Raw genomic sequence first — 24,469 nt, forward strand, 5'->3', positions numbered from 1 at the left:
GCCGGCTGACAGGGCAGAACACCATAGAGCCGGCATTGTCCGGCAGCCTTCGGGAGCGAGCACCATGATCCGCGTCTTCCTCTTCGTCTTCGTGCTGTTTCTCGCCGCACTGGGCTTTGCATGGCTTGCGGACCTGCCGGGAATGGTCTCGATCCGGTGGATCGATCCAGACCCGAACACGATCCCGTTCGAGTGGCGGCAGTCCCCGGCAATCGCGGCCGTTGCCGCCGGCATCGTGCTGGCGATTTTCCTCGCTGCCGTCTGGGTGATCCGGGTGGTGCTGAAATCGCCGGCGATCGCCAGCCGCTTCTTCCGCCGCCGCCGCAAGGACAAGGGCTATTCGGCCCTGTCGCAGGGGCTGATTGCTCTGGGCACCGGCAACTCCAAGCTCGCCCGCCGCTATGCGCTCGATGCCGACCGTCTGCTGGATGACGAACCAGCCGCAAAACTTCTGCTGGCACAGACCGCACAGCTTGCCGGCAAGGACGACGAGGCCCGTCAGCGCTTTGAGGCGATGCTGGAGGATCCTGCGACCAAGGCCCTTGGCCTGCACGGGCTTTTTGTGGAGGCCGAACGTCACCGCGAGCCGGTGGCCGCCCGCCACTATGCTGAGGAAGCCGTCAAGACCGCGCCGGGCCTGGAATGGGCCGGCAAGGCCGTGCTCGGCTACCAGGCCGTTGCCCATCATTGGGACGAGGCGCTGAAGACGCTGGAGCGCAACTATGCCGCCAAGATGCTCGACAAGAAGACCTACCGCCGCCAGCGGGCCGTCATCCTGACCGCTCTTGCCATGAAGCTGGAGGACGGCGAACCGGAACGGGCCTATTCGCTCGCCAAGGAAGCCCACGGCCTGGCGCTTGAGCTGGTGCCGGCCGCCGTGCTGACCTCTCGCCTTGCCACAAGGCGCGGCGATATCCGCAAGGCCTCCAAGGTTCTGGAAGCCACCTGGCGGCTCAACCCGCATCCGGATCTTGCCGAAACCTATGCCCATGTGCGCACGGGCGACAGCGCCGTGGACCGGCTGAAGCGGGTAAAGTCTCTCAGCGCGCAGCGTGCCAATACCGCTGAAGGCGCCATCGCCATTGCACGGACGGCGATCGAGGCGCGTGAATTCGACGAAGCGCGCAAGCAGCTGAAGAAGGTTTTGCAATCCGAACCGACCCGCAAGGCCTACGTCCTGATGGCAGAGCTGGAAGAAGCCGAAAACGGCGACCGCGGCCGAATGCGCGACTGGCTTGCCCGTGCGGTGCAGGCGCCGATGGACAAGGTCTGGATGGCGGATGGCGTCATCTCCGCCGAATGGCAGGCCGTGTCGCCGGTGACCGGCCGGCTGGATGCCTTTGAATGGGGCACGCCGGGGAGCCTCTCGGACGATGACGGTACATTGCTTGAAGACAGTCTCTTCGAGGCTCCGGCATTGCCCTCTGCTGCTCCCCCCGCTGCACCAGAGGCCCCTGCAAAGGATGTCTCAAAAAGTGAAGATGTGGATGACGCCGTGGTGCTGGAAGCCGAGCCCGTCACGAAACCGGCCGAAGTCAAATCGGCCGCCGCCGAGACCGCACCCAAGCCTGCGGCACCGGTTGCCAAGCAGGGCTATGAGGGCACGACGGACGATGTGAAATTCAGCCCGGCCCTCCAGGACCTGCCGGACGCTCCGGGCGAACCTGAAAAACCTGCCAAGGCCGAGAGCGAACCGGCCGGGCACCGGAAAGAGGCAAAGGCACAACCACCTGCATCGTCAGAACCCAAGACCGGCAACGGGACTGTCAAGGGCGGCGAGGGCAAGGTCGGCGAGGGCAAGGCAAAGGAAGAGGCAAAGGCCGTCGACGCCAAACCCGGCGAAACCAAGTCCCCCGGGGCCGGAAAAGCTGCCAAGGAGAAAGAGGCCAACAAGGCTGACGCCAAGGACGATCTCGACCGGCCGATAGAATTTCCCCTGTCGCGCATGCCGGACGATCCGGGGCCCGATGAAGAGGATGAGGACGCAGCCGCAAAGACGCCGCGACCACGCTTCTTCAACTAGATCAGCGGACGCACAGCCGGAAACGGTTGAGCGTCCAAAAGCTGATCGATCTTAAGGTGGTAGAGCATCTTGTGTGCGTTCTGCCGAACGCACGATGCTCCAGATCAGCGGACGCACAGCCGGAAACGGTTGAGCGTCCAAAAACTGATCGATCTTAAGGTGGTAGAGCATCTTGTGTGCGTTCTACCGAACGCACGATGCTCTAGCGCAGGCCGCGAAAGGTGGATACCGGTTTTAGGCACTTGCATCTGGCGCCAAGCTCCGGTAATTAGCGGCGCACTCGGGCTTGCCTCGAGTGGCCGCGCGGTTCCGCGCGATGCCCGGCACCTGCCGGAGAACGCCGCTGTAGCTCAGATGGTAGAGCACGTCATTCGTAATGATGGGGTCGGGGGTTCGAGTCCCTTCAGCGGCACCACTTCCTGTTTTGTCCGATAGCCTCGCCGCGCTTTCAAAGCGGGCTCCCCAAACTCGTGGCTTGAAACCCATCTGCCGCAAGGGCAGAATTGGGCATGATCCGCAGTCTGGCCAAGATTTTTCTTTTGCTGCTCTTTCTTGTCGCCGGCCTGGTTGGTCCGCGGACGCCAGACGCCCGGGCTGTCGAGAATTTTACGCTCTACCTCAATGAGTTGCCACACCGGCTGATCGATGGAAGCGGCATCCAGTACGACCTTTTCCTGAAAGAAATCCTGGATCAATTGCCGTTCGGCGTCTCGCTGCGATATGGCCCGCTGGCAAGATCGAAAACAAATTTCCTCGGTGACCCGCAGTCCTGTCTCTTCCCGACCAATATTCGGGCTCTCAATGTTGGCGACAGGGCGAGCGAGCTTGAAACTTCGGTTCAAGTCGATGTGGTCTCCCTGCGGCTTTATACGGCGGATAGCCACCCATATGAGGCGCAGCTTGACAGTTTTGCGCCGGAACGGGTCGGTTACATCAGGGGATCGGGAGCCGTTTATGTGCTCGGTGCGGATTCGGGCAAATTCCTGGCAATCGATTCGGAGGAACAGCTGATCCGGATGATCCAGCTGGGCCGTCTGGACGCGTTTCTGGGACATCATCCAGACACGGCTCTCGCGCTCGACCAGCTCGGCAAGCCCGGGTTGCTTCATGTCAGTCCGCTCGCCTTCAAGAACCTGCGGTTTGCGATCACCTTCATCTGCCATGACAACGAAACGGGCCATCGTTTCCTGGAGGTGGTCAATCCACGCGTTCTCAAGATGCGCCTCTCGGGCCGTCTTCGGGAGATCCTGGGGCCGCACGCCGAATTCCGGCTCTCTGAGGACCCCGTGGAAGACGAAGGTCCGTTGGTGAAATAATAGCGAGGGCTGGTGACGGTCCCAACTTTCGCCAGCCCAGGTGACCAATTTCTGTCAGGTAATCCGAGTATCGAGAAGAGTATTCCTCTAACGTAAGTTGGAGATGATTTTGTTGTCTTTACATCGTATTTGATCAGGCGAACGGCTGGTTCGAGTACACTATTATGTAGAGTTTCGTGTATTTAAAGTTGTAATTTGCCCAACAATTTTGAGTAACCGAAAATACACGATTGTTTAGTCAAATTACTCGTTAATTTCGACAAGGCCTCAAGACTTGAGCGGCCGGTGCATAGAGGTAATGGAAATTGCTTCACAAGATGATCCGCGTTCTTGTGGCCGATGACAGCGTTGTGGCACGCGAAGTCGTCAACAAGGGCATAAACGTCCACCGCGCCAAGCGGTATATCGAAATCGACAATGTCGACAATGGCCGGTCTGCGCTCGAAGTTCTGAAGAAGAAGCAGATCGACATTGCCTTCCTGGACATCAACATGCCGGGCCTCAATGGTCCGGAGGTTGTGGCGGCGATGCAGGAGACAAGGTCAACCGATTGTCTGACGGTGGCGATCTCGGCCACGCTGGACCAGCGCTCCGAAAACGTGCTGCAGCAGTTCGGGGCCTATCATTTCCTGCAGAAGCCGTTCTCCCACGACGATGTGGCGGACATTGTTTCCACATACATGACAATGACGACCACCTATCCGATCCTGATCGTCGACGACAGCTCCACCATGCGCAAGCTGACACGCAAGATCCTGGAAGGCAGCCGGTTCGACTTTGAAATCTCGGAGGCAGACAGCGCCCAGGCGGCCTTGCGCGCCCTGGCCTCGGGCAAGTTCCGGATGGTGCTGACCGATTTTCACATGCCCGGTACCGACGGCATCGAGCTGGCCGGATCAATCCAGAATCTTTCCAGCAAGATCGGCATCTACATGATGTCGACCAACGATACGAGCTATCTGGAGCGGTCCGCTGCCTTTGTCGGCATTTCCGGCTTCCTGAAGAAACCCTTCACCCCTGCCGATATCGACACGATCATGCACCAGTTCCTGGAACTCGATAAGCCGAAATTCGGCAAGACGCGCAATATGTTCAGCTTCATGGAGCGGGAACGCAAGGCGTCCTGAAGTTCGGACCGAGCTGACAACGCACCGCATATTGCGATTTTCTTCAAATTTGAGCCGGCAGGGTTTGCCTGTTGGTTACATTGTTTCTGGATAGTTTGAACGGTTGCTTGATTTAGGAGCCTGACGTTGATTCAATGGAAGAATCAGTAAGTCTCCCCAGTTCGTATCGGTTTCACTGTTTGCATGCATGGAGAGCGGTGTGGGCAAAACAGCTAAGCTTGAACTTCTCCGGCGAATTCTGCCACTTGCGCTTTGCGTGCTCGGCATTGTCGGCGGCTATTTCTTCATGTCGGTGCTGAGCAGCCTGCTTTGCGTGGTTGCCGCCGGCGGGATCTATGCTGCCTTGCCCCGGCCGGCCGCGCCATCGGGTGCGGTCAAGCCGATCAGCCGTCCATCGGTGATCACACTCGATGCCATCGGTTTCGGTCTTGGTGTGGTGTTCTTCTCCGTTGCTTTTATCGGAATGGCCGATTGGGGCGGCCTTGCGGCTTTGCTGGCCCTTTTCTGCCTGGGGCCTGCCTGTTTCTCTCTGGTTCTCTTCACGGTCTCCGCCCGGCAGGAAACCTCTTGGGTGCGCTTTTTCTCGAACGGCTTCGAGTTCACCCAGTTTGGCCGCCGGGTGCGGGTGATGTACGAGGACCTGAAGCGCATCGACGTGCGCCAGTGGGAAGCCTCCGGCTGGGCGGCCTGGTTCCAGTCGACCATCGGCTCCCTCGGCCCGCGCTCCGCAGTGTTGCTCAACGGCGCGGAAAGCACCAAGACCCTTGTGTTCAAGCGCCAGGACGGCGCCACCTTCACGATTTCCTCCGAGCTGGTTCCCGATCTGCAGCGCATCCTGATCAGCATCGACCGGGCCGGCCTGGAGCTGCCTGAAGGCATCAGCGAATATCAGCGCAAGAAGATCCGCGAACGCCGCGAGCGCATGTATGGCGGCCCGGAGAAGGAACCGCCCCAGCCGGAACAGAAGGAAGTCGCCCGCATCGCCGCCCTGATCGAACACGCAAGGCGCAGCGCCGGGCATTGAGGTGTGGCAATGGAACCGCAGCGGTAATCACGCCTAAAGCGTGTCGCGTTCATTTGAATTCACGCGACTCGCTTTATCTCTTTTTTGACGCACGTCTTTTTGCGAAAAACCGGAACCCACTTTTTCGCGACGTGCTCTAGAACCTTGTAGCTTGCTTGCCCTCATCCTGAGGAGCACTGCTCTGGATTACTGAGAGAAATCTGCCACTTGTTCTTCCTCATCCTGAGGAGCGCGCTTGCGCGCGTCTCGAAGGATGAGCTGCAAACTCAGGAGCAGGCGGCCCATCCTTCGAGACGGACCTGCCGGTCCTCCTCAGGATGAGGTTGAGTTTGTTGAGAGCGGGCTGAAAAAGCTCAAACCCACTTGGTCGGGCCGTCTTACGATGTGACCCAACCGGCCTTCCGCTTCTCGAAGAAAGCTGAAATGCCCTCCTGCGCTTCCGGGGTTTCCCAGGTGTCGGCGAGGCGGCGGATCGTGTCGTCGATGACGGCATCGGTGATTGACGTGCCGAGACTGCGGGCAAGCGCCTTGGAAGCGGCAACCGCGGCGGGAGCGGCGGCGAGATAGGGTTTGATTTCCCTTTCGATCGTGTCATCGAGGTCCGCTTCGCTGACCACCTTCGCAACTAGATCCAGATCGCGGGCTTCTTCGGCGCCGAAAATCCTTGCCGACATGAAGACGCGGCGTGCCTTGCCCTCACCCATGCGGGCGAGCACGTAGGGGCTGATCGTTGCCGGGATCAGGCCAAGGCGGACTTCCGTCAGACCGAACTTGGCACTGTCGATCGCCACCACCGTGTCGCAGACGCTCATCATGCCGATGCCGCCGCCGAAGGCCTGGCCCTGCACCCGGCCGATCAGGGGCTTGGGCAATTCGTTGAGGCTCTTCAGCATCATTGCGAGCTTGCGTGCCTCGGTCATGCGGGTCTCGCGGCTGGCTTCGAATTGCTCGCGCATCCAGCCGAGATCGCCGCCGGCGCAGAAGCTGGCACCGGCACCCGTCAGGACAACCACGCGGACCGTATCGTCGGCGCCGAACTGCGCGGCGGCTTGCGTCAGTTCCGCGATCATCTTCGCCGAAAGCGAATTGTGCTTTTCCGCCCGGTCGAGTGTCAGCGTGGCAACACCGCGGTCGTCGATGGCGATGGAAATGGTCTCGAAACTCATGCGTCAACGCTCCTGAGGCTTCTGGCAAAGGCTGCGACTTCGGCAAGGCGGTCGCGGTCGATCCCGGTCTCGAAGCCTTTCTTCGCCATCAGGTCGAGCACGGCTTCTGTGGCGACATTGCCCTTGGCACCCGGCGCGTAGGGACAGCCGCCAAGGCCGCCGACGGCGCTGTCGAAGGTGCGCAGGCCCTTTTCCAGGCTCACCTCGATATTCTCCAAAGCCCGGCCCTTGGTGTCGTGGTAGTGGCCCGCGACCTTGTCGGCGGGAACCGCGGCAAGAACGGCGTCCAGCATCCGGCCGATCGTTTCAGGTGTTCCGGCACCGATCGTATCGCCGAGCGAGATCTCGTAGCAGCCAAGATCGAAAAGGATCCTTGCCACTTCCGCAACTTTTTCCGGCGGGGTCTCGCCGTCATAGGGGCAATCGGTGACGCAGGAGACATAGCCCCGCACCGGAATGCCGTCCTCATGCGCCTTTTCGACAAGCGGCTTGAAGCGTTCGATGCTTTCAGCGACCGAGCAATTGATGTTCTTTTTCGAAAAGCCCTCGGAGGCGGAGCCGAAGATCGCGACCTCGTCGGCGGAGACTTTCTTCGCCGCGGTGTACCCTTTGACGTTGGGGGTGAGCACTGCATAGGTCACCGACGGAAGGCGGTGGATGCCTTCCATCACCTCCTGGGCGTCGGCCATCTGCGGCACCCATTTCGGGCTGACGAAGCTGGTCACCTCGATCTTGCGGAAACCGCAGGCAGACAGGCGGTCGACAAGGTCGATCTTCTGCGAGGTCGGCACGAACAGCGGTTCGTTCTGCAACCCGTCGCGGGGGCCCATTTCAAAGAGGGTGACGAAGTCGGACATGGCGGGCTCTTTGGGCTTTTTGTGAAACTACGGAGATAACCTGCGTCATCCCGGCCAAGCGCAGCGCGAGCCGGGACCGGGGCGCCGAGGTTTTGATAGGTTGGCGGCTCTTGCCGATATGCAAATGGCTCACCGGTCCCGGATCTTCGCTACGCTTTGGCCGGGATGACGAAGGAGAGTGAGGTACTGAGCGGCAGTTCAACTTTTCATTCCTCCCGCTCCGCGCGGGCGCGCAGCTCGCGGCGGATGACCTTGCCGGTCGTCGTCATCGGCAGGGCATCGACAAAAGCGACTTCACGCGGATATTCATGCGCGGCAAGGCGCGTCTTGACGAAGTCGGCGATCTCTTTTGCCAGAGTGTCGGAAGGTTCCACCCCGCTCTTCAGGACGATATAGGCCTTGACGATTTCGGTGCGCTGGCGGTCCGGTTTGCCGACGACGCCGGCCATGGCGACGGCGGGATGCTTGATCAGGCAGTCCTCGATCTCGCCCGGGCCGATGCGGTAGCCGGACGAGGTGATGACGTCGTCGTCACGGCCGACGAAGCGGATCCAGCCGTCCGCGTCCTTCATGCCGGTGTCGCCGGTCAGCAGCCAGTCGCCGGCGAATTTCTTCTCCGTCGCTTGCCGGTTGTTCCAGTACTGCAGGAACATGACCGGGTCCGGACGTTTGACCGCGATGTTGCCGAGGGTGTCGACGGGAAGCTCTTCACCGGCGTCGCTGACGACGCTGACTGTGTGGCCGGGAACGGCCTTGCCCATGATGCCGGGATGGGCCTCCATCAGCTTTGCGCAGCTGGAGACGACCATGTTGCATTCGGTCTGGCCGTAGAATTCGTTGATCGTCAGGCCGAAGGTGCGGCGGCCCCAGTCGATCAGCTCGGCGCCGAGCGTCTCGCCGCCGGAGGCGACGGATCTGAGGTTCAGCTGCCAGCGCGTTTCGGGGCTCTCCTCCTGGCGCATCATTTTCAGCGCGGTGGGCGGCAGGAAGGTGTTGCGGATCTTCTGGTCCTGCAGGAGCTGGAAGGCGGCTTCGGCCGTGAATTTCCTGAAGCGGCAGGCAACCACCGGGACGCCGAGATAAAGCGCCGGCATCAGCACGTCGAGCAGGCCGCCGATCCAGGCCCAGTCGGCCGGCGTCCAGATACGGTCGCCCGGCTGGCCAAGAAGATCGTGGCTCATCTCCACGCCCGGCAGATGGCCGTGCAGCACCCGGTGGCCGTGCAGCGCGCCCTTGGGCTGGCCGGTGGTGCCGGAGGTGTAGATGATGATGGCGGGATCGTCCGGTCCGGTGTCGAAGGCGGCGAAAACATCCTCGTGGCCCGCCATGTGGCTCGCCAGATCCTCGGCGCTGCCGTCGGCTCCATCGGCGCAGAAGACCGTGGTGAGGTCCGGGAGGCGGTCCCGAAGCGGGGCGAGCTTTGCAGCGCCGCTCAGGTCCGTGATCGCGGCCCTTGCGCCGGAATCCTTCAACCGGTATTCCAGCGCCTCCTCACCGAAGAGCGCGAACAGCGGAATGGTGATCGCGCCAAGCTTCAGGGCGGCGATATGGGCATAGGCGGTTTCCGGGCGCTGTGGCATCAGGACGCCGATCCGGTCACCCGGCTGGACGCCGCGCGCGCGCAGGAGGTTGGCGAGCTGATTGGAAAGCCGTTGCAGGTCGGCGTAGGTGTAGCGCGCCGTGTCGCCGCCCTCTTCGACGAAAACCAGCGCTTCCCGGTCCGGCTCCCGCTCGGCCCAGGCATCGCAGATGGCTACGCCGATGTTGAAGCGGGCCGGAATGTCCCAGGCAAAGCGGTCAGTCAGATCGTCGTAGTTCTTGGCGTCATGCGGCAGCATCGGCTTCCTCCGCCAGCGCCAGCAGCACGGTGCCGTCGGTCACCTGTTCGCCTTCGGCGACGAAGACTTCGCCGATGAGACCGTCGCGCGGTGCCTTCAGCGTATGCTCCATCTTCATGGCTTCCAGGATCACCAGCGGCTGGTCTTTGGTCACTGCGTCTCCCGCCTTGGCGGAGAGCACTTTCACAAGGCCCGGCATCGGCGCGATCAGCTGGTCGCCCGCACCGCCCGCTTCCTCGTCGGCGCTGAGCGTGTCCGGCAGGCCGACCGGATAGGCATGGCCGCCAAGGAAGACAGTCAGGCCCTTGCGGCCCTGCACGACGACAGCTCGGGCCCGGTGACCGGCGCAGTCATAGGTGAGGCTGCCGCCGTCGACATGGATCAGCGCATAGTCGCGGACTTCGCCCGAAAGCTGAACCGCAAAGCGCCGGTTGCCCTTGGCGTGCACCTCGACATCGCGGCGTTCGCCGCCGATTTCAAGCAGCGCGAACTGGCGCGAGGCACTCCAGATGCGCCAGCCGGCAAGGGTATCGAACGGGTCGTTGCCGGCGGCAGGCTTCGTCAGGCCGAGCGCGGTCAGGGCTGCGAGCGCTACAGCATCTTCCGGCATTGCCGGTTCCTCGATGAGGCTGGCAAGGTCGCGGTCGATGAGGCCGGTGTCGACATCACCCCGCGCAAATCCTTCGTGACGGCAAAGGGCCGCCAGGAAGCCCGCATTGGTGACGCAGCCGGCGACTTCCGTTGCCTCGAGGCTCGCCAGCAGCTTGCCGAGCGCTGCCTGACGCGTCGGGCCGTGTACGATCACCTTGGCGATCATCGGATCATAGAAAGGGGTGATCTCGTCGCCGGAACGCACGCCGCTGTCGACACGGGCGCTTGCTTCCGGCAGGGCAAGATGTTCCAGCGTGCCGATGGCCGGCAGAAAGCCCTTCGGCGCATCTTCGGCATAAAGGCGGGCCTCGAACGCCCAGCCGCTGAATGCGAGATCTTCCTGCATCTTCGGCAGCTTTTCACCGGAGGCAACTCGCAGCTGCCATTCGACGAGGTCCTCACCGGTGATCAGCTCCGTCACCGGATGTTCCACCTGCAGGCGGGTGTTCATTTCCATGAAATAGAACCGGTCGGACCGGAGGCCCTCCGAGACATCTGCGATGAACTCGATGGTGCCGGCACCGGAATAGTTGATCGCCTTGGCGGCTTTGACCGCGGCCTCGCCCATGGCAGCGCGCATGTCTTCAGGCATGCCGGGAGCCGGAGCTTCCTCGATCACCTTCTGGTGGCGGCGCTGCAGCGAGCAGTCGCGCTCAAAAAGATGCACCGCGTTGCCATGGCTGTCGCCGAAGACCTGGATCTCGATATGGCGCGGTTTGGTGAGGTATTTCTCGATCAGCACGCGGCCGTCGCCGAAGCTGGCCTCGCCTTCGCGCTGTGCGCCCTTCAGGGCCTCGGCAAAGTCCTTGGGGTCGTCAACCCGGCGCATGCCCTTGCCGCCACCGCCGGCACGGGCCTTGATGAGGACAGGATAGCCGATCTGGTCCGCCTGGTCCTTGAGGAATGCCGGGTCCTGGTTGTCGCCGTGGTAGCCGGGCACGACCGGAACGTCCGCCTTTTCCATCAGCGCCTTGGCGGCATCTTTCAGCCCCATGGCCCGGATGGAAAGCGCGCTCGGGCCGATGAAGGTGATGCCGGCCTTTTCCAGCGCATCGACGAAATCCGGGTTTTCCGACAGGAAGCCGTAACCGGGATGCACCGCTTCGGCGCCGCTCATCCGGCAGGCCTCGATGATGCGGTCGGCTTTCAGATAGCTTTCGGACACCGGCGCCGGGCCGATGCGGTAGGCTTCGTCCGCCATGGCGACGTGTTTGGCGCGGCTGTCGGCGTCGGAATAGACGGCAACCGTCTTGATGCCCAGCTTGCTGGCGGTCGCCATCACCCGGCAGGCAATCTCGCCGCGGTTGGCAATGAGGATCTTCTTGAACATGTTTCAGATCTCCTCCCAGGGAGTAACGGGGGCGCCGGGTCTGTCGGCAAGTCGGTCCGGTGCAACGTCCGGCATGTTTTGAATTGGCAGATCGCTGAAAACGGTAAGGGCGTTGCGCGTGTCGTCGACGAGGGGCGCAAGCCTTCCGGTCGCGAGGACACGCACTTTCAGGCCGCCGACCGACAGGAGGTCACCCTTGTCGATGCTGCCTTCGTCGAGCACGATCAGGATCGCCGTCAGCGGCTGGGTGGTGCGGATGTCGGGATGCTGTTCGCGGATCGCAGCCTCGATGTCGCTGCCGCATTCCACCATGGACCGGACTTCACCCCTCATCGGATGTCTCCTCGAGTGCGGCTTCGAGATGGGTAATGCTTGCGGCATCGAAGGCGACGAGAGTCACGGTCTCGATGCCGTCCAGCGCCTCCAGCACGCGCCGGATGGCGGCAACTGCAATCGCCGCCGCCTGGTCTGCCGGATAGCCGTAGATGCCAGTGGAGATCGCCGGGAAGGCGACGGTCCGGCACTCATGGCTTGCCGCCAGCCGGAGACTTGCCTCATAGCAGGAGGCAAGCAATTGGGCTTCTCCGCCTTTGCCGCCTTTCCAGACCGGGCCGACGGTGTGAATGACGTATCTGGCCGGCAGGCGGTACCCGCGTGTGATCTTCGCCTGACCGGTGTCGCAGCCCTTCAGCGTCCGGCACTCGGCCAGGAGATCCGGACCGGCCGCCCGGTGGATGGCGCCATCGACACCGCCACCGCCCAGGAGAGACGAATTGGCGGCGTTGACGATGGCATCGACCTGAAGCTGTGTGATGTCGCCGAGATGGGTCCTGATCCGGGTCATGGCGTCTCCTCGGCGCCGAGATCCTCAATCATCGTGAACCGCTCGCAGACCAGATCCATTTCCGGATGGAAGACGCCGTTGCGCTCGAAATAGCGCTGATGGTCGCGCCGCCAGCCCTGCAGATCCTCGTTCTCGCCTTCGGCGAGCGCGAACTCCTCCGTCATGTCGCAGAAGCGCAGGACAAAGACTTCCTGCGTCTCGATCACCAGAGCCGGGGTGCCGTCCCAGTTGAGCGCGATATCGCGGCGGCCGTGAACGGGCAGCACTTCATCGCCGTGTTCGTAATCCTCGAGCGCACCGCAGGTTGCCGTCTTCTTGCCGGAGCGCACGAGGGCGATCAGCCGGGCGCAGAGGTCCGGATTGTCGCCGAAACGGAAGGTCTCGGCACCGGGATATCTGGCTTTGAGCGCGTCGAGGGTCATGGGATCACATCCTGAAGAGGCCGAACCTGGTGTCGTCGATCGGCGTGTTCAGCGCCGCAGACAGGGAGAGGCCCAGAATATCGCGGGTCTTGCGCGGGTCTATGATGCCGTCGTCCCAGAGCCGGGCGGTGGCATAAAGCGGATGGCCCTGTTCTTCGAACTGGTCGATGATCGGCTGCTTGAAGGCCTTCTCCTCGTCGGCAGACCAGGCGCCGCCCTTGCGCTCGATGCCCTCGCGGCGGACGGTGGCAAGAACGCCGGCCGCCTGTTCACCGCCCATCACCGAGATGCGGGAATTCGGCCAGGTCCACAGGAACCGGGGCGAATAGGCGCGGCCGCACATGCCGTAATTGCCGGCACCGAAGGAGCCGCCGACCAGCATGGTGATTTTCGGAACGGAGGTGGTGGCGACCGCCGTCACCAGCTTGGCGCCGTCCTTGGCGATGCCGCCGCTTTCATATTTGCGGCCGACCATGAAGCCGGTGATGTTCTGCAGGAAGACCAGCGGAACCTTGCGCTGGGAGCAGAGCTCGACGAAATGGGCGCCCTTGACCGCGCTTTCGGAGAAGAGCACGCCGTTGTTGGCGATGATGCCGACGGGCATGCCGTGGATATGGGCAAAGCCGCAGACAAGCGTGGTGCCGTAGCGGGCCTTGAACTCGTCGAAGCGGGAGCCGTCAACAACGCGGGCAATGACCTCGCGGATGTCATAGGGGGTCTTCAGATCCGCCGGAACGACGCCGAGGATTTCTTCCGGATCATAGAGCGGATCTTCCGGTGTCTGCAGGGCAACGGTCTGCGGCTTGGTGCGGTTGAGGCTGGCAATCGCCCGCCGTGCCAGCGCCAAGGCATGGGCGTCGTCACGGGCAAGGTGGTCGGCGACGCCGGAAAGACGGGTGTGAACGTCACCGCCGCCGAGATCTTCGGCGGTCACTTCTTCGCCGGTCGCCGCCTTCACCAAAGGAGGACCGGCCAGGAAGATGGTGCCCTGGTTCTTGACGATGATGGTTTCGTCGGACATCGCCGGCACATAGGCGCCGCCTGCCGTGCAGGAGCCCATGACAACGGCAATCTGGGCGATGCCCTTCGCCGACATGTTGGCCTGATTGAAGAAGATCCGGCCGAAATGGTCGCGGTCCGGGAAGACCTCGTCCTGATTGGGCAGGTTGGCGCCGCCACTGTCGACCAGATAGATGCAGGGCAGGTTGCTTTCCGAAGCGATTTCCTGGGCCCGCAGGTGCTTCTTCACCGACATCGGATAATAGGTGCCGCCTTTGACGGTGGCATCATTCGCCAGGATCATCACCTCGCGGCCCTCGACCCGGCCGATGCCGGCGATCATGCCGGCTGCAGGTGCCGCGCCGTCATACATTTCATGGGCGGCGAGCATGCCGACTTCGAGAAAGGGCGAACCCGGATCGAGCAGGCGCGACACGCGTTCGCGCGGCAGGATCTTGCCGCGGGAGACATGCCGCTGGCGGGCGGTCTCGCCGCCGCCGTCCAGAGCGGTCTTCGCTGCCGCCTTGACCACGTCCATGGCGGTCTCGTGAGCAGCCTTGTTGGCGGCAAACTGTTCGCTTCTCGGCGAAAGGCTCGATTTCAGGATGCTCATGTCACCCGGTCTCCCCTTGGGATTTGGTCGATTGCGGCGCGACGGCCTTGCGCGCCAGGTCCAGATAAAGCTCTTCGATGTCCAGCTTCGAAAGACGTCCGCCCTCGCGGTACCAGCTCGGAATGCCGGTCAGCATGGCGATGATGGCTCGCGTTGCGACCCGCGGTTCGCGCACGCTGTATTGGCCCGCCTGCGACCCCTCTTCCAGGATGCGGGTCAGGATCGCCTCGTAGCGGCGGCGCTCGGTCTCCACGACCTCGAAATTTTCCGGCTCCAGATTGCGCAGCTCCATATAGGAAATGAAGACCTCGTCGGCGCGTTCCAGGTGATAGCGGATATGGAAGCGCACGAACCGCTCCAGCGGGTCGGTGCCTGGGGCAAATTCGGCCGCCTCCCAGGCGGCGATGAGTTCGGCCATATGGGCCAGCATCAGGTCCTTCAGGATGTCCTGCTTGGTCGGGAAGTGATTGTAGAGCGCACCCGGCTGGACGCCGACATCGGCGGCGATCTCGCGCATGGAGACGGCAGCATATCCGGAGGCGGCAAACCGCTTCAGCGCCGCCTTGCGCACACGCTCGGCGGTCTCCTGTCCCTTTGCCGTTGTCTGGGCCCTGGATTGGGCCCTGCTTGAGACTTTGGCTGGGGCGCGGCTTTGCGATCCGGTGGCGCTGCTTGCCATCTCGTCCTCCCTTGCCTCAAGAAATAAATGAACGTTCGTTCATTTACAAGCCTCTTTGTATGGACACGGCCTTGATAATTTGAAGAGACGGGCCGACTGTCAAAAAACTTACATGGATAAGCTGTTCACACTGCCTGAGCATTTCACGCCGGAATTTCTAGAGGGACCGATTGATGAGCGAAGAGAGTGCAAAGAGCTGGGTTGAGGCCGAATGGGCGGACAGCCTCGATGAAGAGCTGGAGATGGAAATCGATGATTTCCTGGTCGCCAAGGATCTCGCCTTCATCTCCGACAAGAAGCACAAGTCCGGAATTGACCGGAACACATATTTCCACGAGCTGCTGCGGCTGCAATCCGAGCTGGTGAAGCTGCAGGACTGGGTGCAGCACACGGGCGAGAAGATCGTCATCATCTTCGAGGGCCGCGATGCCGCCGGCAAGGGCGGGGTGATCAAGCGCATCACCCAGCGGCTCAACCCGCGTGTCGCCCGTGTGGTCGCCCTGCCGGCCCCGACCGACCGCGAAAAGACCCAGTGGTATTTCCAGCGCTATGTGCCGCATCTGCCGGCCGCCGGCGAAATGGTTCTCTTCGACCGCTCCTGGTACAACCGCTCGGGCGTCGAGCGCGTGATGGGCTTTGCCAATGCGGATCAGGTGGAGCAGTTCTATAATGACGTTCCTGAATTCGAGCGCATGATCGTGCGGTCCGGCATCCGTCTCATCAAATACTGGTTCTCCATCACCGATGAGGAACAGCAGCTGCGCTTCCTGATGCGCATCCACGACCCGCTGAAACAGTGGAAGCTGTCGCCGATGGACCTGGAATCGCGGGTGCGCTGGGAGGACTACACCAAGGCCAAGGAAGAGACCTTCGAACGGACCAACATTCCCGAAGCCCCCTGGTTCATCGTCGAAGGCAACGACAAGAAGCAGGCCCGCCTCAACTGCATCTCGCACCTGCTGTCGATGATCCCGTACGAGGAAGTGCCGCACGACCCGATCACGCTGCCCGAGCGCCGCTACAATTCCAACTACGAGCGCAAGGTCCTGCCGGAACATCTCTACGTGCCGGAGAAATACTGAGGTCGAGGGGGGCGTCGAAATTTGCCGGGTTGTCACCCCGGACAAGCGGAGCGCAGATCCGGGGCCTACTCGCAAGACAACTTGCTGAAGATCCTGCATTTACTCGACCGGCTGCTGACAAACTAGTGGAGCGAATTTGACATTTGAGTCCCGCTCGCGGCTAGGCTGATGCTCAAATATCAAATTCAAAAGCTCCACTAGAATCATATATTTATCTAGTGGTTCTTATGATTGTGACATTTGCTCCAGCGCTAGCAGCAGGGGGATGCAAATGTCAGAATCGAACCACTAGCGCTCTGGAAATGAGTGGGTCCCGGGTCTCCCTTTGGTCGCCCGGGATGACCCTGGAAGCAATTCGGGCAAAGCATCCCATGAAGCCTTCACTAATTGAATCTGGCTTGTTCAGAGCGCTTATTGCCAGAACGTGAGATGCCAACCTGTCTTCGGCTCCGGCATTCCACCCTTGCGGACCTAAATCGTTTTATGTCATCTGATGGGCGTGCCTCAGATTTTTGAAAAGGATGCCGGTATGAGCGGAAAGACTATCAGGTGGGGGATCGTTTCGACCGCAAGGATCGGGTTGGAAAAGGTCATTCCGGGCATCCAGCGCTCGAAGACCGGGATTGCCCATGCGATTGCCTCGCGCGGGCTGGAACGGGCGCAGGAAGCGGCCGGCAAGCTCGGCATCGGGAAGGCCTACGGCTCCTATGAGGAGCTGCTCGCCGATCCGGACATCGACGCGATCTATAATCCGCTGCCCAACCACATGCATGTGCCGGTGACGATCCAGGCCGTTCAGGCGGGCAAGCATGTGCTGTGTGAAAAGCCGGTAGGTCTCAATGCGGAAGAGGCGAAACAGCTTCTCGATCTGCCCAAGGACAAGCTCGTCGCCGAAGGCTTCATGGTGCGGGCGCACCCGCAGTGGATCCGCGCCCGGGACATCGTGCGGTCCGGCGAGCTGGGCGAGCTCAAGGCGATCCAGACCTTTTTCAGCTATTTCAATGCCGACCCCGGCAATATCCGCAACAAGGCCGATATCGGCGGCGGTGCCCTGCTCGACATCGGCTGCTACACCATGCTCGCGGGCCGCTATTTCTTCGATGCCGAACCGCAGCGCGTCGTCTCCCTGATCGACCGGGACCCGGATTTCGGCACCGATCGCATGACCAGCGCATTGCTCGATTTCGGCAACAACCGGCACCTGACCTTCACTGTCTCCACCCAGCTGACGCCCTATCAGCGCATTCAGCTCGTCGGCACGAAGAAGCGGCTGGAGATCGTCATCCCCTTCAACGCGCCCCAGGGCGACGCAGTGCAGATCCGCCTCGACGATGGCTCGCTTCTGGGCGACGCCTCGATGCAGTCGCAGATCATCGCGCCATCTGACCAGTATGCGGAACTGGCCGATGTTTTCGGCCGGGCGATTTCCGGCGAGGCACCGCTGCCCTATGGCGCGGCGGACGCGGTCCAGAACATGAAGATTCTCGATGCGATCTTTGCCTCAGCGGAAAAGGACGGCTGGGTGAACCTCGCCTGATCCTGAGTGTGCACCAATGCGGGTCCCGGTCTCGAGCCGGGACCTTCTGTTTTTAGAAAACTTTCAGGTCGTCATCCCGGACGCAGCGGAGCGAAGATCCGGGACCGGCGAGCCACGACGCTCTCATATTTCGGCTCTCGTGCTTCCCCGGTCCCGGCTCGCGCTCCGCTTGGCCGGGATGACGGCGGTGGATTTGTTTCCGGTCTTAAGGCCTGTTCCAATTCCGGGTTTTCTGGCGATCTGGCAATGCCTCTCGCCGTGGTGCCGAACCAACCCTGGCACTTACAGCTGAGAAAACCCGAACCCGTCTCCCTGCCGATCCAGAACGCCGAAGCCGCTGTTCTGGAGATGCGTCACAGCGAAGGGAACACGATCTGCCGAAATCCTCTCGAACAGCTGGCGGCGCGTCTGCACGGCGAGACCCGGATCGCTGTCGAGCGCATAGGTGACGCCGGGATTGGCGAATTGCAGTTCCCCGCAAACAATGGCGTCGGCGATCAGAAGAAGCTCGCCTTTCCCGGATCCCAGATGAACCACCTGGTGGCCCGGCGTGTGTCCGGGCGCCGGCAGCAGGGTGATGCCGCTGCCGAGATCCGTCTCGCCCTCGTACAGCCGTATCTGATCGGCAACGGGCTTCGCCAGCGACTGGATCAGCCGGATCAGCGGCCGCTTGTCTTCCGGTACTGCATCCGGCAGGCCTGCATCGGTCCAGAAATTCCATTCTGTTGCCTGAAAATGGATCTCGGCATTCGGGAAGAGGCTTTCGCCGGCATGCGACAGGCCGCCGATATGATCGGCATGCATATGCGTGACGATGATATCCGTGACGGCGGCGCGGTCTGCGGCCTTTGCCTCATCCTGCCAGTCAAGGGTGCCGCTGGCCGGAAACCGCTCCCGCAGCCAGGTGCCTGACCCGGCGTCGACGAGGACCTTTCTCGATCCGGTTTCGATCAGCCAGGTGTTGGCACCGAAGCGGGCGGCCGGTGTCACCTTTTCCAGCTCGGCCGAGGAAAGGTTCGAAAAATAGGCGGCCGGGATGTCCAGATATCCATCCGAGAGGGCGGTGATCGTCAGGTCTCCGAGAGACCGGGTGGGGTGGGTAGTGCGGTCAAGCATCAGAAACTCCTTCAAGACTGAATGCCCGCACCCTAGCTTTGAAGACAAGATCGCTCGAGTGGCGTAAATGACAAGTTTTGTGTTAAATCAGCCAAATGACACAGCCGATATCCATCGCGATCCTCGCCTACCCCTGCGCGCTTCAATCCGCGGTTTTCGGGCTGCAGGACGTCCTTGCCCATGCCGCGCAGATCAGCGGCGGCAGGCTGATCGTGAAGGTGCTGCAGACCTTCGAGGACGGGACAGGGCGGCACGACGCCGTCATCCTGCCACCTTCAGCCGGTGCGGTGCGTGCGGAGGACATACCCTCCCTGCCGGATTTCCTGCGCAAGCAACATGAGGCGGGTTCGGTTGTCTGTTCTGCTTGCACCGGCCTCTTCTTCGTTGCAGCCGCCGGGCTTGCCGGCGGGCGAAAGGTGACCACGCACTGGGGGCTGGAAGGCCGGTTCAAAAGCGCGCATCCGGAGATCGTGCTCGACACGGACAGGCTCCTGATCGAATACACCGACCTCATCACCGCGGGCGGGCTGATGGCCTGGGTGGATCTGGCGCTGGCCCTCATCGAGCGGTTTCTGGGATACCGGGTTGCCGCCGAAACCGCGCGCCATTTCATCGTCGAGTTCCGCCGACACGACCAGCGCCGCTTCCGCCGCTTCCTGCCGGACCTGCGTCATGGCGACGGCGCCATCCTGAAGGCGCAGCACTTTCTGGAGAAGCGTCTGGCCGGTCCGGTCACGGTCGAGGAGATGGCGGAAGCCGGCGGTCTCCCGGGTCGTACCTTCCTGCGCCGTTTCAAGACCGCCACAGGATTGGCGCCGAAGACCTATCTGCAGGAACTGAGGATCGAGCGGGCGCGCAATCTCCTCATTGAGTCGGACATGCCCGTTTCAACGCTCTGTTACGCCGTCGGCTACAGCGATCCGCCGTCCTTCGCGCGGCTGTTCACCCGGTTGTCGGGCCTCGCGCCTGGGGCTTTCCGCGACCGGTATCGCCAGCGCAACTGAATTGATGGAACCGCAAAGTCAGCTGGTCGAGGCGGAGTAGCAGGCAAAAGCGATTGCAGGCAGGAACCGGGACATAACCGGTTTTCACGAAACTCCGGCGCGCGTTGAGTTAGCCTTCAAATATGCGCTTGCGGGCATTTTCAACATGGCTCCGCATTGCCTGGCGCGCCGTCTCAGGATCGGATTTCTTGATCGCTGCAAAGATATCGTAATGCTCGGCCTGCACGAGTTTCATCCGTGTCTGCGGCTTTGTAAGCGACAGGTTGCGCGTGAGGTTCATGCCGGTGAGAATATTGGACTTCATGGAAGACCGCGCCGCCGCAAAATACTTGTTGTCGGCGGCGTTACAGATCGCGACGTGAAAGGCTTCGTCAGCGGCAACGCCCAGTTCGCCTTCCCGGATGCAGCGATCGAGCTCTTCCAGTGTGCCCAGCATCTCGGCAAGATCGGCATCGGTGCGACGTTGCGCGGCGAAAAAGGCAGCCTCGCCCTCAATCGCGGCTCGAAACTCGAACGTTCTTTGAATGTCGGCAATAGAGCCGACCGGCGCAAAATCCCGTACGGCCCCTTCTGGACGCCTCTTGACGAACGAACCTGAACCCTGCCGTGAAACAATTACATCGTCTTCCCGCAATTGCTTCAGCGCCTGGCGCAGCACCGGCCTCGAAATGCCAAATTCACTGCACAGAACCTGTTCTGTCGGCAGCTTGCCGCCCACCGGGATGTCGCCATCCATGATTTTCGCAAGGATGTTCTCATAGGCCCGGTCCGACAATGTCCGGTCACGCATGTATCCATCATTTGCCGCCGTCTTCACTATTTGCCTCTTTCCAGACACCACGCGTCGAACCTGTCCTTTGTTGAAGGGTCTGTCGGCGGATAAAGTCCGAACGTCGAAGCACCCTGCCGGACCATGTCTAGCACGAAGTCTTCGAAGACGGTCATCTCCGAGGCCTCACAGGCAACTTCGTCTGCCAGGTGACGCGGAATGCACACAACGCCTTCGTTGTCGCCGACAAGAATATCGCCGGGAAAAACAGAAACACCGCCACAGGCGATGGGGTCATTCACCGCAACCGCATGATGCTTTGTCAGGTTGGTCGGTGCACTCGGACGGGTGTGATACGCGGGCATTTCGAGCTTCGCGATATCGGGCGTGTCCCGGAAGCCGCCATCGGTGACAATGCCCCGGCAGCCGCGGGCCTGCAGACGTGTCGCGAGGATGCATCCGGCTGATGCCGCGGATGCATCCTGGCGCGAGTCGATGATGAACACCGCGCCGGCCGGACATTCCTCAACGCCTTTGCGCTGTGCATTGTCGCGATCTGCAAATGAAGCCAGATGGTCCAGGTCTTCGCGGGCGGGAATGTATCTCAGCGTAACGGCCGGCCCAACCATGTTCGGTCCGGGACGAAGCCGGTTTACGCCCTGCAGGAAAATGTTCTTCAAGCCTCGCTTGAACATCACGGTCGTGAGCGTTGCGGAGCTTACGTTCATCAGCTTGTCAAAGGTGCTTGGATTGAGGTCAGACATTGAATGCTCCGGCAGCTTTAGGATCGGGCAGGTCAGAAGGATCGCCCTGAACGACTACCTTCAGAGGGAGAATTTGTCAATTATTTGTAAATGACCGATGTCCTCGAGTCCGGAGCCTCTGCCTGTCAGAACAGGCCAATTTTCCAAGGTTTTCGCAGATATCCCGCGACTGGCGATCGTGTTGACAGTTATCTGTCCCGTTGCTGATGACAGGTTCCATTTTTCGAAAATCCGGGCAGAATAAATCGATTGAAATCTTAATTTTAGACAAGTCATTCAAGACGGAAACGGAGCGGCTTCCTGAAAAAACCATATAAAAACAGGCAGTTAAATGAAAATGGCGAGAAAATTTTTTTTTAAAATTTCAACTTGTAAAAATTTGTAAAATACGTATCGTCAAGCCGGTCAATCAGGGAGGAACTCATGACCGGTTTGAAATCACTGAAATTTGGCACCACACTTGCTACCGTTGTCATTGCGTCGGCGATGTGGACGTCTGCCGAGGCGCGTGAATTGCGCGGCTGGAATATCCATGTCGACGACTATCCCGTGTCTCACGGAATGGAGGCCTTCGTGAAGGAGGTCAGTGAAAAGACAAACGGCGAAATCACCGGCAAGGTCTTTCACGGCGGCGTGCTGGGCTCGCAGCCTGACGCGATCGAGCAGACCCGTCTGGGTGTCATCGATTTCGGCGTCTTCAGCCTCGGCCCGATGGGCCAGGTGGTGCCGGAGGCAAACGTCGTTTCCCTGCCTTTCATCTTCAAAAGCGTGCCGGATATGTACGCGATTATGGACGGGGCACCAGGAGCCGCGCTCAGCAAGGGGCTTGAAGCAAAGGGTCTTGTCGCACTTGGCTATTACGATGCCGGTGCGCGGTCTTTCTACACCTCGGTCAAGCCGATCGGTGAACCCGATGACCTGACCGGCATGAAAATCCGCGTCATGAACAATGACCTCTTCGTCGGCATGGTGGACTCGCTTGGCGGCAACGCAACACCGATGGCTTTCGCCGAGGTCTACCAGGCCATCAAGACCGGCGTCGTGGACGGAGCGGAAAACAATCCGCCGTCTTATGAATCGACCAATCATTTTGAGGTTGCGAAATACTATTCGCTTACGGAACACCTGATCATTCCGGAATGCCTTTGCATGAGCAAGAAGAGCTTCGATGCCCTGACGCCCGAGCAGCAGGAAATCGTCCGCACGGCCGGCAAGAACAGCACCGACCTGCAGCGCAAGCTCTGGCAGGAGCGGGAAGCCGCCAGCATGGCCAAGGTCGAGGAAGGCGGCGTTGCCGTGAACAAGATCGAGGAAAAGGCCGCGTTCCAGGCCGCCATGGCTCCGGTCTACGACATGTTCCTGACCCAGAACCCCGAGCTTGCTGATCTGGTCGAACTGTTCAAGAACGCCCAGTAACAGCCCGCGTGGACCGTGCCATTTCTCTCTCCTCCGGCACGGTCCACATCCTCACAGAGATAGGCTCATGCTGCATTCCGAGATTTTCTGGGACCGGCTGGAAACGTCGCTGGTACTGTTGAAGCGCCTTTGCGTGTTTCTGGCCTCCGTAGCCCTGGTGGTCCTTGTGGCAACGTTCGGCTGGCTGGTGTTCGGCCGGTATGTTCTCAACCAGACACCAACCTGGGTCGAACAACTTGCCCTTCTGCTTATCTGCTACATCACCTTCCTGGGTGCTGCCGTCGGCATTCAGGAGCAGTCGCACCTTGGGGTGACGTTCCTGCGCGATGCGTTGCCCGCAAAGGCGCGCGAGTGGTTGCTTCTCCTCACCGACCTTTGTCTCGCGACTTTCGGAGGCGTGATGCTGACGGCCTGTCTTGAGCTGTTCCGGTTCGGATGGACGACACGTCTTCCAATGCTCAACCTGCCTGAAAGCGTGCGCACGGCCTCCGCGGTCGCTTGCGGTCTGCTGATGCTGCTCTTCGCGGGCGCCCGCGTCCTGCTGCGGCTCAAGTCCCTGCTGCGCGGTGAGATCTACAGCACTGAAAAGGTAACAACATAATGGGTCTCGCAATCCTGCTCGGGGTCTTCGGTCTCAGCGTGGTGCTGGGTGTGCCGGTGGCGTTTGCAATGGGTATCTCCGCGGCGGCTGCCTTCCTCTACGAAGGCTTCCCGCTTCTGATGACCTTTCAAAGAGCCATTTCCGGAGTTGCGTCATTCTCGCTGCTCGCCATTCCGTTCTTTGTGTTTGCAGGCGAGTTGATGCTGCATGGCGGCATCGCCGTTCGTCTTGTCCGCTTCGCCTCGTCGCTGGTCGGTCATGTCCGGGGCGGGCTCGCCTCCGTGAACATCTTCTCCAGCATGCTTTTTGGCGGCATTTCCGGATCAGCGATCGCAGATATTTCGGCCCTTGGGTCGCTGCTTATCCCGGTGATGAAGGAAAAGGGCTACCGGGCGGACTATGCGGTCAATGTCACCGTCACGTCGTCGGTTGCCGGCATCGTCATCCCGCCAAGCCACAACATGATCATCTTCGTGGTTGCCGCCGGTGGCGGGATCTCGGTGTCGAAACTCTTCCTCGCAGGCGTGATCCCGGGCATTCTCATGTGTGTTTGCCTGGCTGTAGCTGCCTATCTGGTTGCTCTGAAACATAATTACGGCTCTGAACCTTTCCCCGGTTGGCGGATCGTTGCACAGACCGCCGTCAGCGCCATTCCCGGCCTCGTCACTGCGGTGATCATCGTCGGCGGTGTTCTGTCCGGCATCTTCACGGTCACGGAGTCGGGTGCTTTCGGCGCGATCTATGCGCTGGCCCTGACTGCCATCGTCTACCGGACACTCGACTGGGACAAATTCGTCATCGCCGTGACAAGTGCCATGCGCACCACCGCGATGGTGATGATCCTGATCGGGTTCGCCAGCTCGTTCGCCTATCTGCTGGCGCTGTATCAGGTTCCGGAAAAACTCAGCGATCTGCTGCTAGGCATCTCCCAGGAGAAGATAGTCATTCTCCTGATGATCAATGTCATGCTGCTGCTTCTCGGGATGATCATGGACATGGCGGCGCTTATCCTGATCTGCACACCGATATTCCTCCCCATTGCCAGGGACCTTGGAATGGATCCGGTGCAGTTCGGCATCATGATGCTGGTCAATCTCGGGCTCGGGCTGTGTACGCCACCGGTCGGCACCTGCCTCTTTGTCGGATGCGCAGTCGGCAAGATCCCGATCGAACAAGCCCTGAAGTCGATCTGGCCGTTCTACGTGGCTCTCTTAGTGGCGCTGATGTTCGTCACCTATGTGCCGGCTTTCTCCCTGTACCTGCCCTCGCTGTTTCAGTGACCGCGACCGCA

The 24,469-nt window shown here is 61.0% G+C and carries 22 protein-coding genes and 1 tRNA gene; 11 read left to right on the forward strand and 12 right to left on the reverse strand.

The genetic code is table 11. The annotated features are described in order from the left end of the window. The first annotated feature begins 64 nt into the window (after nucleotides 1-64). The 5 genes from ACX3M4_RS21575 (at nucleotide 65) to ACX3M4_RS21595 (ending at nucleotide 5,490) form a co-directional block, all read left to right on the forward strand. Nucleotides 65-2,023 (forward strand): heme biosynthesis HemY N-terminal domain-containing protein, encoded by a 1,959-nt coding sequence (locus tag ACX3M4_RS21575; RefSeq protein WP_459355035.1) that lies wholly within the window; start codon nucleotides 65-67, stop codon nucleotides 2,021-2,023. A 339-nt stretch (nucleotides 2,024-2,362) separates the two neighbouring features. Then, nucleotides 2,363-2,438, forward strand: a tRNA-Thr gene (locus ACX3M4_RS21580). Nucleotides 2,439-2,532: 94 nt separating this feature from the next. Further along, entirely contained in the window at nucleotides 2,533-3,339 is an 807-nt protein-coding gene (locus ACX3M4_RS21585) for a hypothetical protein (protein ID WP_459355036.1), read from the forward strand. A gap of 317 nt (nucleotides 3,340-3,656) precedes the next feature. After that, the gene (locus ACX3M4_RS21590) at nucleotides 3,657-4,466 is read left to right on the forward strand and encodes a response regulator (protein ID WP_459355037.1); all 810 of its coding nucleotides are present in this window, start codon (nucleotides 3,657-3,659) and stop codon (nucleotides 4,464-4,466) included. Between the two features lie 199 nt (nucleotides 4,467-4,665). Beyond that, the gene (locus ACX3M4_RS21595) at nucleotides 4,666-5,490 is read left to right on the forward strand and encodes a hypothetical protein (protein ID WP_459355038.1); all 825 of its coding nucleotides are present in this window, start codon (nucleotides 4,666-4,668) and stop codon (nucleotides 5,488-5,490) included. Nucleotides 5,491-5,867: 377 nt separating this feature from the next. Here the strand turns inward: ACX3M4_RS21595 and ACX3M4_RS21600 are convergent, their stop codons facing one another. The 9 genes from ACX3M4_RS21600 to ACX3M4_RS21640 all read right to left on the reverse strand — a co-directional run bounded on the left by ACX3M4_RS21600 (nucleotide 5,868) and on the right by ACX3M4_RS21640 (nucleotide 14,889). Continuing rightward, the gene (locus ACX3M4_RS21600) at nucleotides 5,868-6,656 is read right to left on the reverse strand and encodes a crotonase/enoyl-CoA hydratase family protein (protein WP_459355039.1); all 789 of its coding nucleotides are present in this window, start codon (nucleotides 6,654-6,656) and stop codon (nucleotides 5,868-5,870) included. Next, on the reverse strand, nucleotides 6,653-7,513 hold the full coding sequence (locus ACX3M4_RS21605; RefSeq protein ID WP_459355040.1) for a hydroxymethylglutaryl-CoA lyase: 861 nt from the start codon (nucleotides 7,511-7,513) through the stop codon (nucleotides 6,653-6,655). The genes ACX3M4_RS21600 and ACX3M4_RS21605 overlap by 4 nt, the downstream gene beginning before the upstream one ends. 206 nt (nucleotides 7,514-7,719) lie before the next feature. Further along, entirely contained in the window at nucleotides 7,720-9,351 is a 1,632-nt protein-coding gene (locus ACX3M4_RS21610) for an acyl-CoA synthetase (RefSeq protein WP_459355041.1), read from the reverse strand. Beyond that, entirely contained in the window at nucleotides 9,338-11,332 is a 1,995-nt protein-coding gene (locus tag ACX3M4_RS21615; protein ID WP_459355042.1) for an ATP-binding protein, read from the reverse strand. Before ACX3M4_RS21615 ends, ACX3M4_RS21610 begins: the two co-directional genes overlap by 14 nt. A 3-nt stretch (nucleotides 11,333-11,335) precedes the next feature. After that, nucleotides 11,336-11,665, reverse strand: coding sequence for a hypothetical protein (locus tag ACX3M4_RS21620; protein WP_459355043.1), 330 nt, complete (start codon nucleotides 11,663-11,665; stop codon nucleotides 11,336-11,338). Further along, entirely contained in the window at nucleotides 11,655-12,176 is a 522-nt protein-coding gene (locus tag ACX3M4_RS21625; RefSeq protein ID WP_459355044.1) for an O-acetyl-ADP-ribose deacetylase, read from the reverse strand. Before ACX3M4_RS21625 ends, ACX3M4_RS21620 begins: the two co-directional genes overlap by 11 nt. Next, nucleotides 12,173-12,598 carry an ASCH domain-containing protein gene (locus ACX3M4_RS21630; protein WP_459355045.1) on the reverse strand — a complete coding sequence of 142 codons (426 nt, stop codon included), beginning with the start codon at nucleotides 12,596-12,598 and terminating at the stop codon, nucleotides 12,173-12,175. The genes ACX3M4_RS21625 and ACX3M4_RS21630 overlap by 4 nt, the downstream gene beginning before the upstream one ends. Nucleotides 12,599-12,602: 4 nt before the next feature. Beyond that, nucleotides 12,603-14,210: a carboxyl transferase domain-containing protein gene (locus ACX3M4_RS21635; RefSeq protein WP_459355046.1), complete on the reverse strand. Its 1,608-nt coding sequence runs from the start codon at nucleotides 14,208-14,210 to the stop codon at nucleotides 12,603-12,605. A 1-nt stretch (nucleotide 14,211) separates the two neighbouring features. After that, the gene (locus ACX3M4_RS21640; RefSeq protein ID WP_459355047.1) at nucleotides 14,212-14,889 is read right to left on the reverse strand and encodes a TetR/AcrR family transcriptional regulator; all 678 of its coding nucleotides are present in this window, start codon (nucleotides 14,887-14,889) and stop codon (nucleotides 14,212-14,214) included. Between the two features lie 173 nt (nucleotides 14,890-15,062). Between ACX3M4_RS21640 and ppk2 the strand changes: the two genes are divergently transcribed. Together ppk2 and ACX3M4_RS21650 are read left to right on the forward strand one after the other, a co-directional pair. Beyond that, nucleotides 15,063-15,971, forward strand: a complete 909-nt coding sequence (gene ppk2, locus ACX3M4_RS21645; RefSeq protein ID WP_459355048.1) for a polyphosphate kinase 2 — start codon at nucleotides 15,063-15,065, stop codon at nucleotides 15,969-15,971. 529 nt (nucleotides 15,972-16,500) lie between these two features. After that, nucleotides 16,501-17,508 carry a Gfo/Idh/MocA family protein gene (locus tag ACX3M4_RS21650; RefSeq protein ID WP_459355049.1) on the forward strand — a complete coding sequence of 336 codons (1,008 nt, stop codon included), beginning with the start codon at nucleotides 16,501-16,503 and terminating at the stop codon, nucleotides 17,506-17,508. 282 nt (nucleotides 17,509-17,790) lie between these two features. Here the strand turns inward: ACX3M4_RS21650 and ACX3M4_RS21655 are convergent, their stop codons facing one another. Beyond that, complete coding sequence (locus ACX3M4_RS21655) at nucleotides 17,791-18,624, reverse strand: MBL fold metallo-hydrolase (protein WP_459355050.1); 834 nt, start codon at nucleotides 18,622-18,624, stop codon at nucleotides 17,791-17,793. Between the two features lie 95 nt (nucleotides 18,625-18,719). On the opposite strand from ACX3M4_RS21655, the gene ACX3M4_RS21660 reads away from it, so the two are divergent. Beyond that, complete coding sequence (locus ACX3M4_RS21660; protein WP_459355051.1) at nucleotides 18,720-19,628, forward strand: GlxA family transcriptional regulator; 909 nt, start codon at nucleotides 18,720-18,722, stop codon at nucleotides 19,626-19,628. A gap of 109 nt (nucleotides 19,629-19,737) precedes the next feature. Here the strand turns inward: ACX3M4_RS21660 and ACX3M4_RS21665 are convergent, their stop codons facing one another. Together ACX3M4_RS21665 and ACX3M4_RS21670 are read right to left on the reverse strand one after the other, a co-directional pair. Next, nucleotides 19,738-20,403 (reverse strand): FadR/GntR family transcriptional regulator, encoded by a 666-nt coding sequence (locus ACX3M4_RS21665; RefSeq protein ID WP_459355052.1) that lies wholly within the window; start codon nucleotides 20,401-20,403, stop codon nucleotides 19,738-19,740. A 41-nt stretch (nucleotides 20,404-20,444) separates the two neighbouring features. Next, nucleotides 20,445-21,161 carry a ribonuclease activity regulator RraA gene (locus tag ACX3M4_RS21670; protein WP_459355053.1) on the reverse strand — a complete coding sequence of 239 codons (717 nt, stop codon included), beginning with the start codon at nucleotides 21,159-21,161 and terminating at the stop codon, nucleotides 20,445-20,447. Nucleotides 21,162-21,584: 423 nt separating this feature from the next. Here ACX3M4_RS21670 and ACX3M4_RS21675 point away from each other — a divergent pair, with 423 nt between their 5' ends. The 3 genes from ACX3M4_RS21675 (at nucleotide 21,585) to ACX3M4_RS21685 (ending at nucleotide 24,458) form a co-directional block, all read left to right on the forward strand. Next, complete coding sequence (locus ACX3M4_RS21675) at nucleotides 21,585-22,577, forward strand: TRAP transporter substrate-binding protein (protein WP_459355054.1); 993 nt, start codon at nucleotides 21,585-21,587, stop codon at nucleotides 22,575-22,577. 67 nt (nucleotides 22,578-22,644) lie between these two features. After that, the gene (locus ACX3M4_RS21680) at nucleotides 22,645-23,178 is read left to right on the forward strand and encodes a TRAP transporter small permease (protein WP_459355055.1); all 534 of its coding nucleotides are present in this window, start codon (nucleotides 22,645-22,647) and stop codon (nucleotides 23,176-23,178) included. After that, on the forward strand, nucleotides 23,178-24,458 hold the full coding sequence (locus ACX3M4_RS21685; protein ID WP_459355056.1) for a TRAP transporter large permease: 1,281 nt from the start codon (nucleotides 23,178-23,180) through the stop codon (nucleotides 24,456-24,458). The genes ACX3M4_RS21680 and ACX3M4_RS21685 overlap by 1 nt, the downstream gene beginning before the upstream one ends. Nucleotides 24,459-24,469: the final 11 nt, after the last annotated feature.

It is taken from the genome of Roseibium sp. M-1, from assembly GCF_054515675.1.

Bases quoted from the DNA above. Each gene is read 5' to 3' on its own strand.
- ACX3M4_RS21610 (WP_459355041.1), bottom strand. From the start codon at position 9,351: ATGCTGCCGCATGACGCCAAGAACTACGACGATCTGACTGACCGCTTT.
- ACX3M4_RS21630 (WP_459355045.1), bottom strand. From the start codon at position 12,598: ATGACCCTCGACGCGCTCAAAGCCAGATATCCCGGTGCCGAGACCTTC.
- ACX3M4_RS21620 (WP_459355043.1), bottom strand. From the start codon at position 11,665: ATGAGGGGTGAAGTCCGGTCCATGGTGGAATGCGGCAGCGACATCGAG.
- ACX3M4_RS21625 (WP_459355044.1), bottom strand. From the start codon at position 12,176: ATGACCCGGATCAGGACCCATCTCGGCGACATCACACAGCTTCAGGTC.
- ACX3M4_RS21660 (WP_459355051.1), top strand. From the start codon at position 18,720: ATGACACAGCCGATATCCATCGCGATCCTCGCCTACCCCTGCGCGCTT.
- ACX3M4_RS21635 (WP_459355046.1), bottom strand. From the start codon at position 14,210: ATGAGCATCCTGAAATCGAGCCTTTCGCCGAGAAGCGAACAGTTTGCC.
- ACX3M4_RS21575 (WP_459355035.1), top strand. From the start codon at position 65: ATGATCCGCGTCTTCCTCTTCGTCTTCGTGCTGTTTCTCGCCGCACTG.
- ACX3M4_RS21600 (WP_459355039.1), bottom strand. From the start codon at position 6,656: ATGAGTTTCGAGACCATTTCCATCGCCATCGACGACCGCGGTGTTGCC.
- ACX3M4_RS21685 (WP_459355056.1), top strand. From the start codon at position 23,178: ATGGGTCTCGCAATCCTGCTCGGGGTCTTCGGTCTCAGCGTGGTGCTG.
- ACX3M4_RS21640 (WP_459355047.1), bottom strand. From the start codon at position 14,889: ATGGCAAGCAGCGCCACCGGATCGCAAAGCCGCGCCCCAGCCAAAGTC.
- ACX3M4_RS21675 (WP_459355054.1), top strand. From the start codon at position 21,585: ATGACCGGTTTGAAATCACTGAAATTTGGCACCACACTTGCTACCGTT.
- ACX3M4_RS21655 (WP_459355050.1), bottom strand. From the start codon at position 18,624: ATGCTTGACCGCACTACCCACCCCACCCGGTCTCTCGGAGACCTGACG.
- ACX3M4_RS21590 (WP_459355037.1), top strand. From the start codon at position 3,657: ATGATCCGCGTTCTTGTGGCCGATGACAGCGTTGTGGCACGCGAAGTC.
- ppk2 (WP_459355048.1), top strand. From the start codon at position 15,063: ATGAGCGAAGAGAGTGCAAAGAGCTGGGTTGAGGCCGAATGGGCGGAC.
- ACX3M4_RS21605 (WP_459355040.1), bottom strand. From the start codon at position 7,513: ATGTCCGACTTCGTCACCCTCTTTGAAATGGGCCCCCGCGACGGGTTG.
- ACX3M4_RS21585 (WP_459355036.1), top strand. From the start codon at position 2,533: ATGATCCGCAGTCTGGCCAAGATTTTTCTTTTGCTGCTCTTTCTTGTC.
- ACX3M4_RS21615 (WP_459355042.1), bottom strand. From the start codon at position 11,332: ATGTTCAAGAAGATCCTCATTGCCAACCGCGGCGAGATTGCCTGCCGG.
- ACX3M4_RS21650 (WP_459355049.1), top strand. From the start codon at position 16,501: ATGAGCGGAAAGACTATCAGGTGGGGGATCGTTTCGACCGCAAGGATC.
- ACX3M4_RS21670 (WP_459355053.1), bottom strand. From the start codon at position 21,161: ATGTCTGACCTCAATCCAAGCACCTTTGACAAGCTGATGAACGTAAGC.
- ACX3M4_RS21680 (WP_459355055.1), top strand. From the start codon at position 22,645: ATGCTGCATTCCGAGATTTTCTGGGACCGGCTGGAAACGTCGCTGGTA.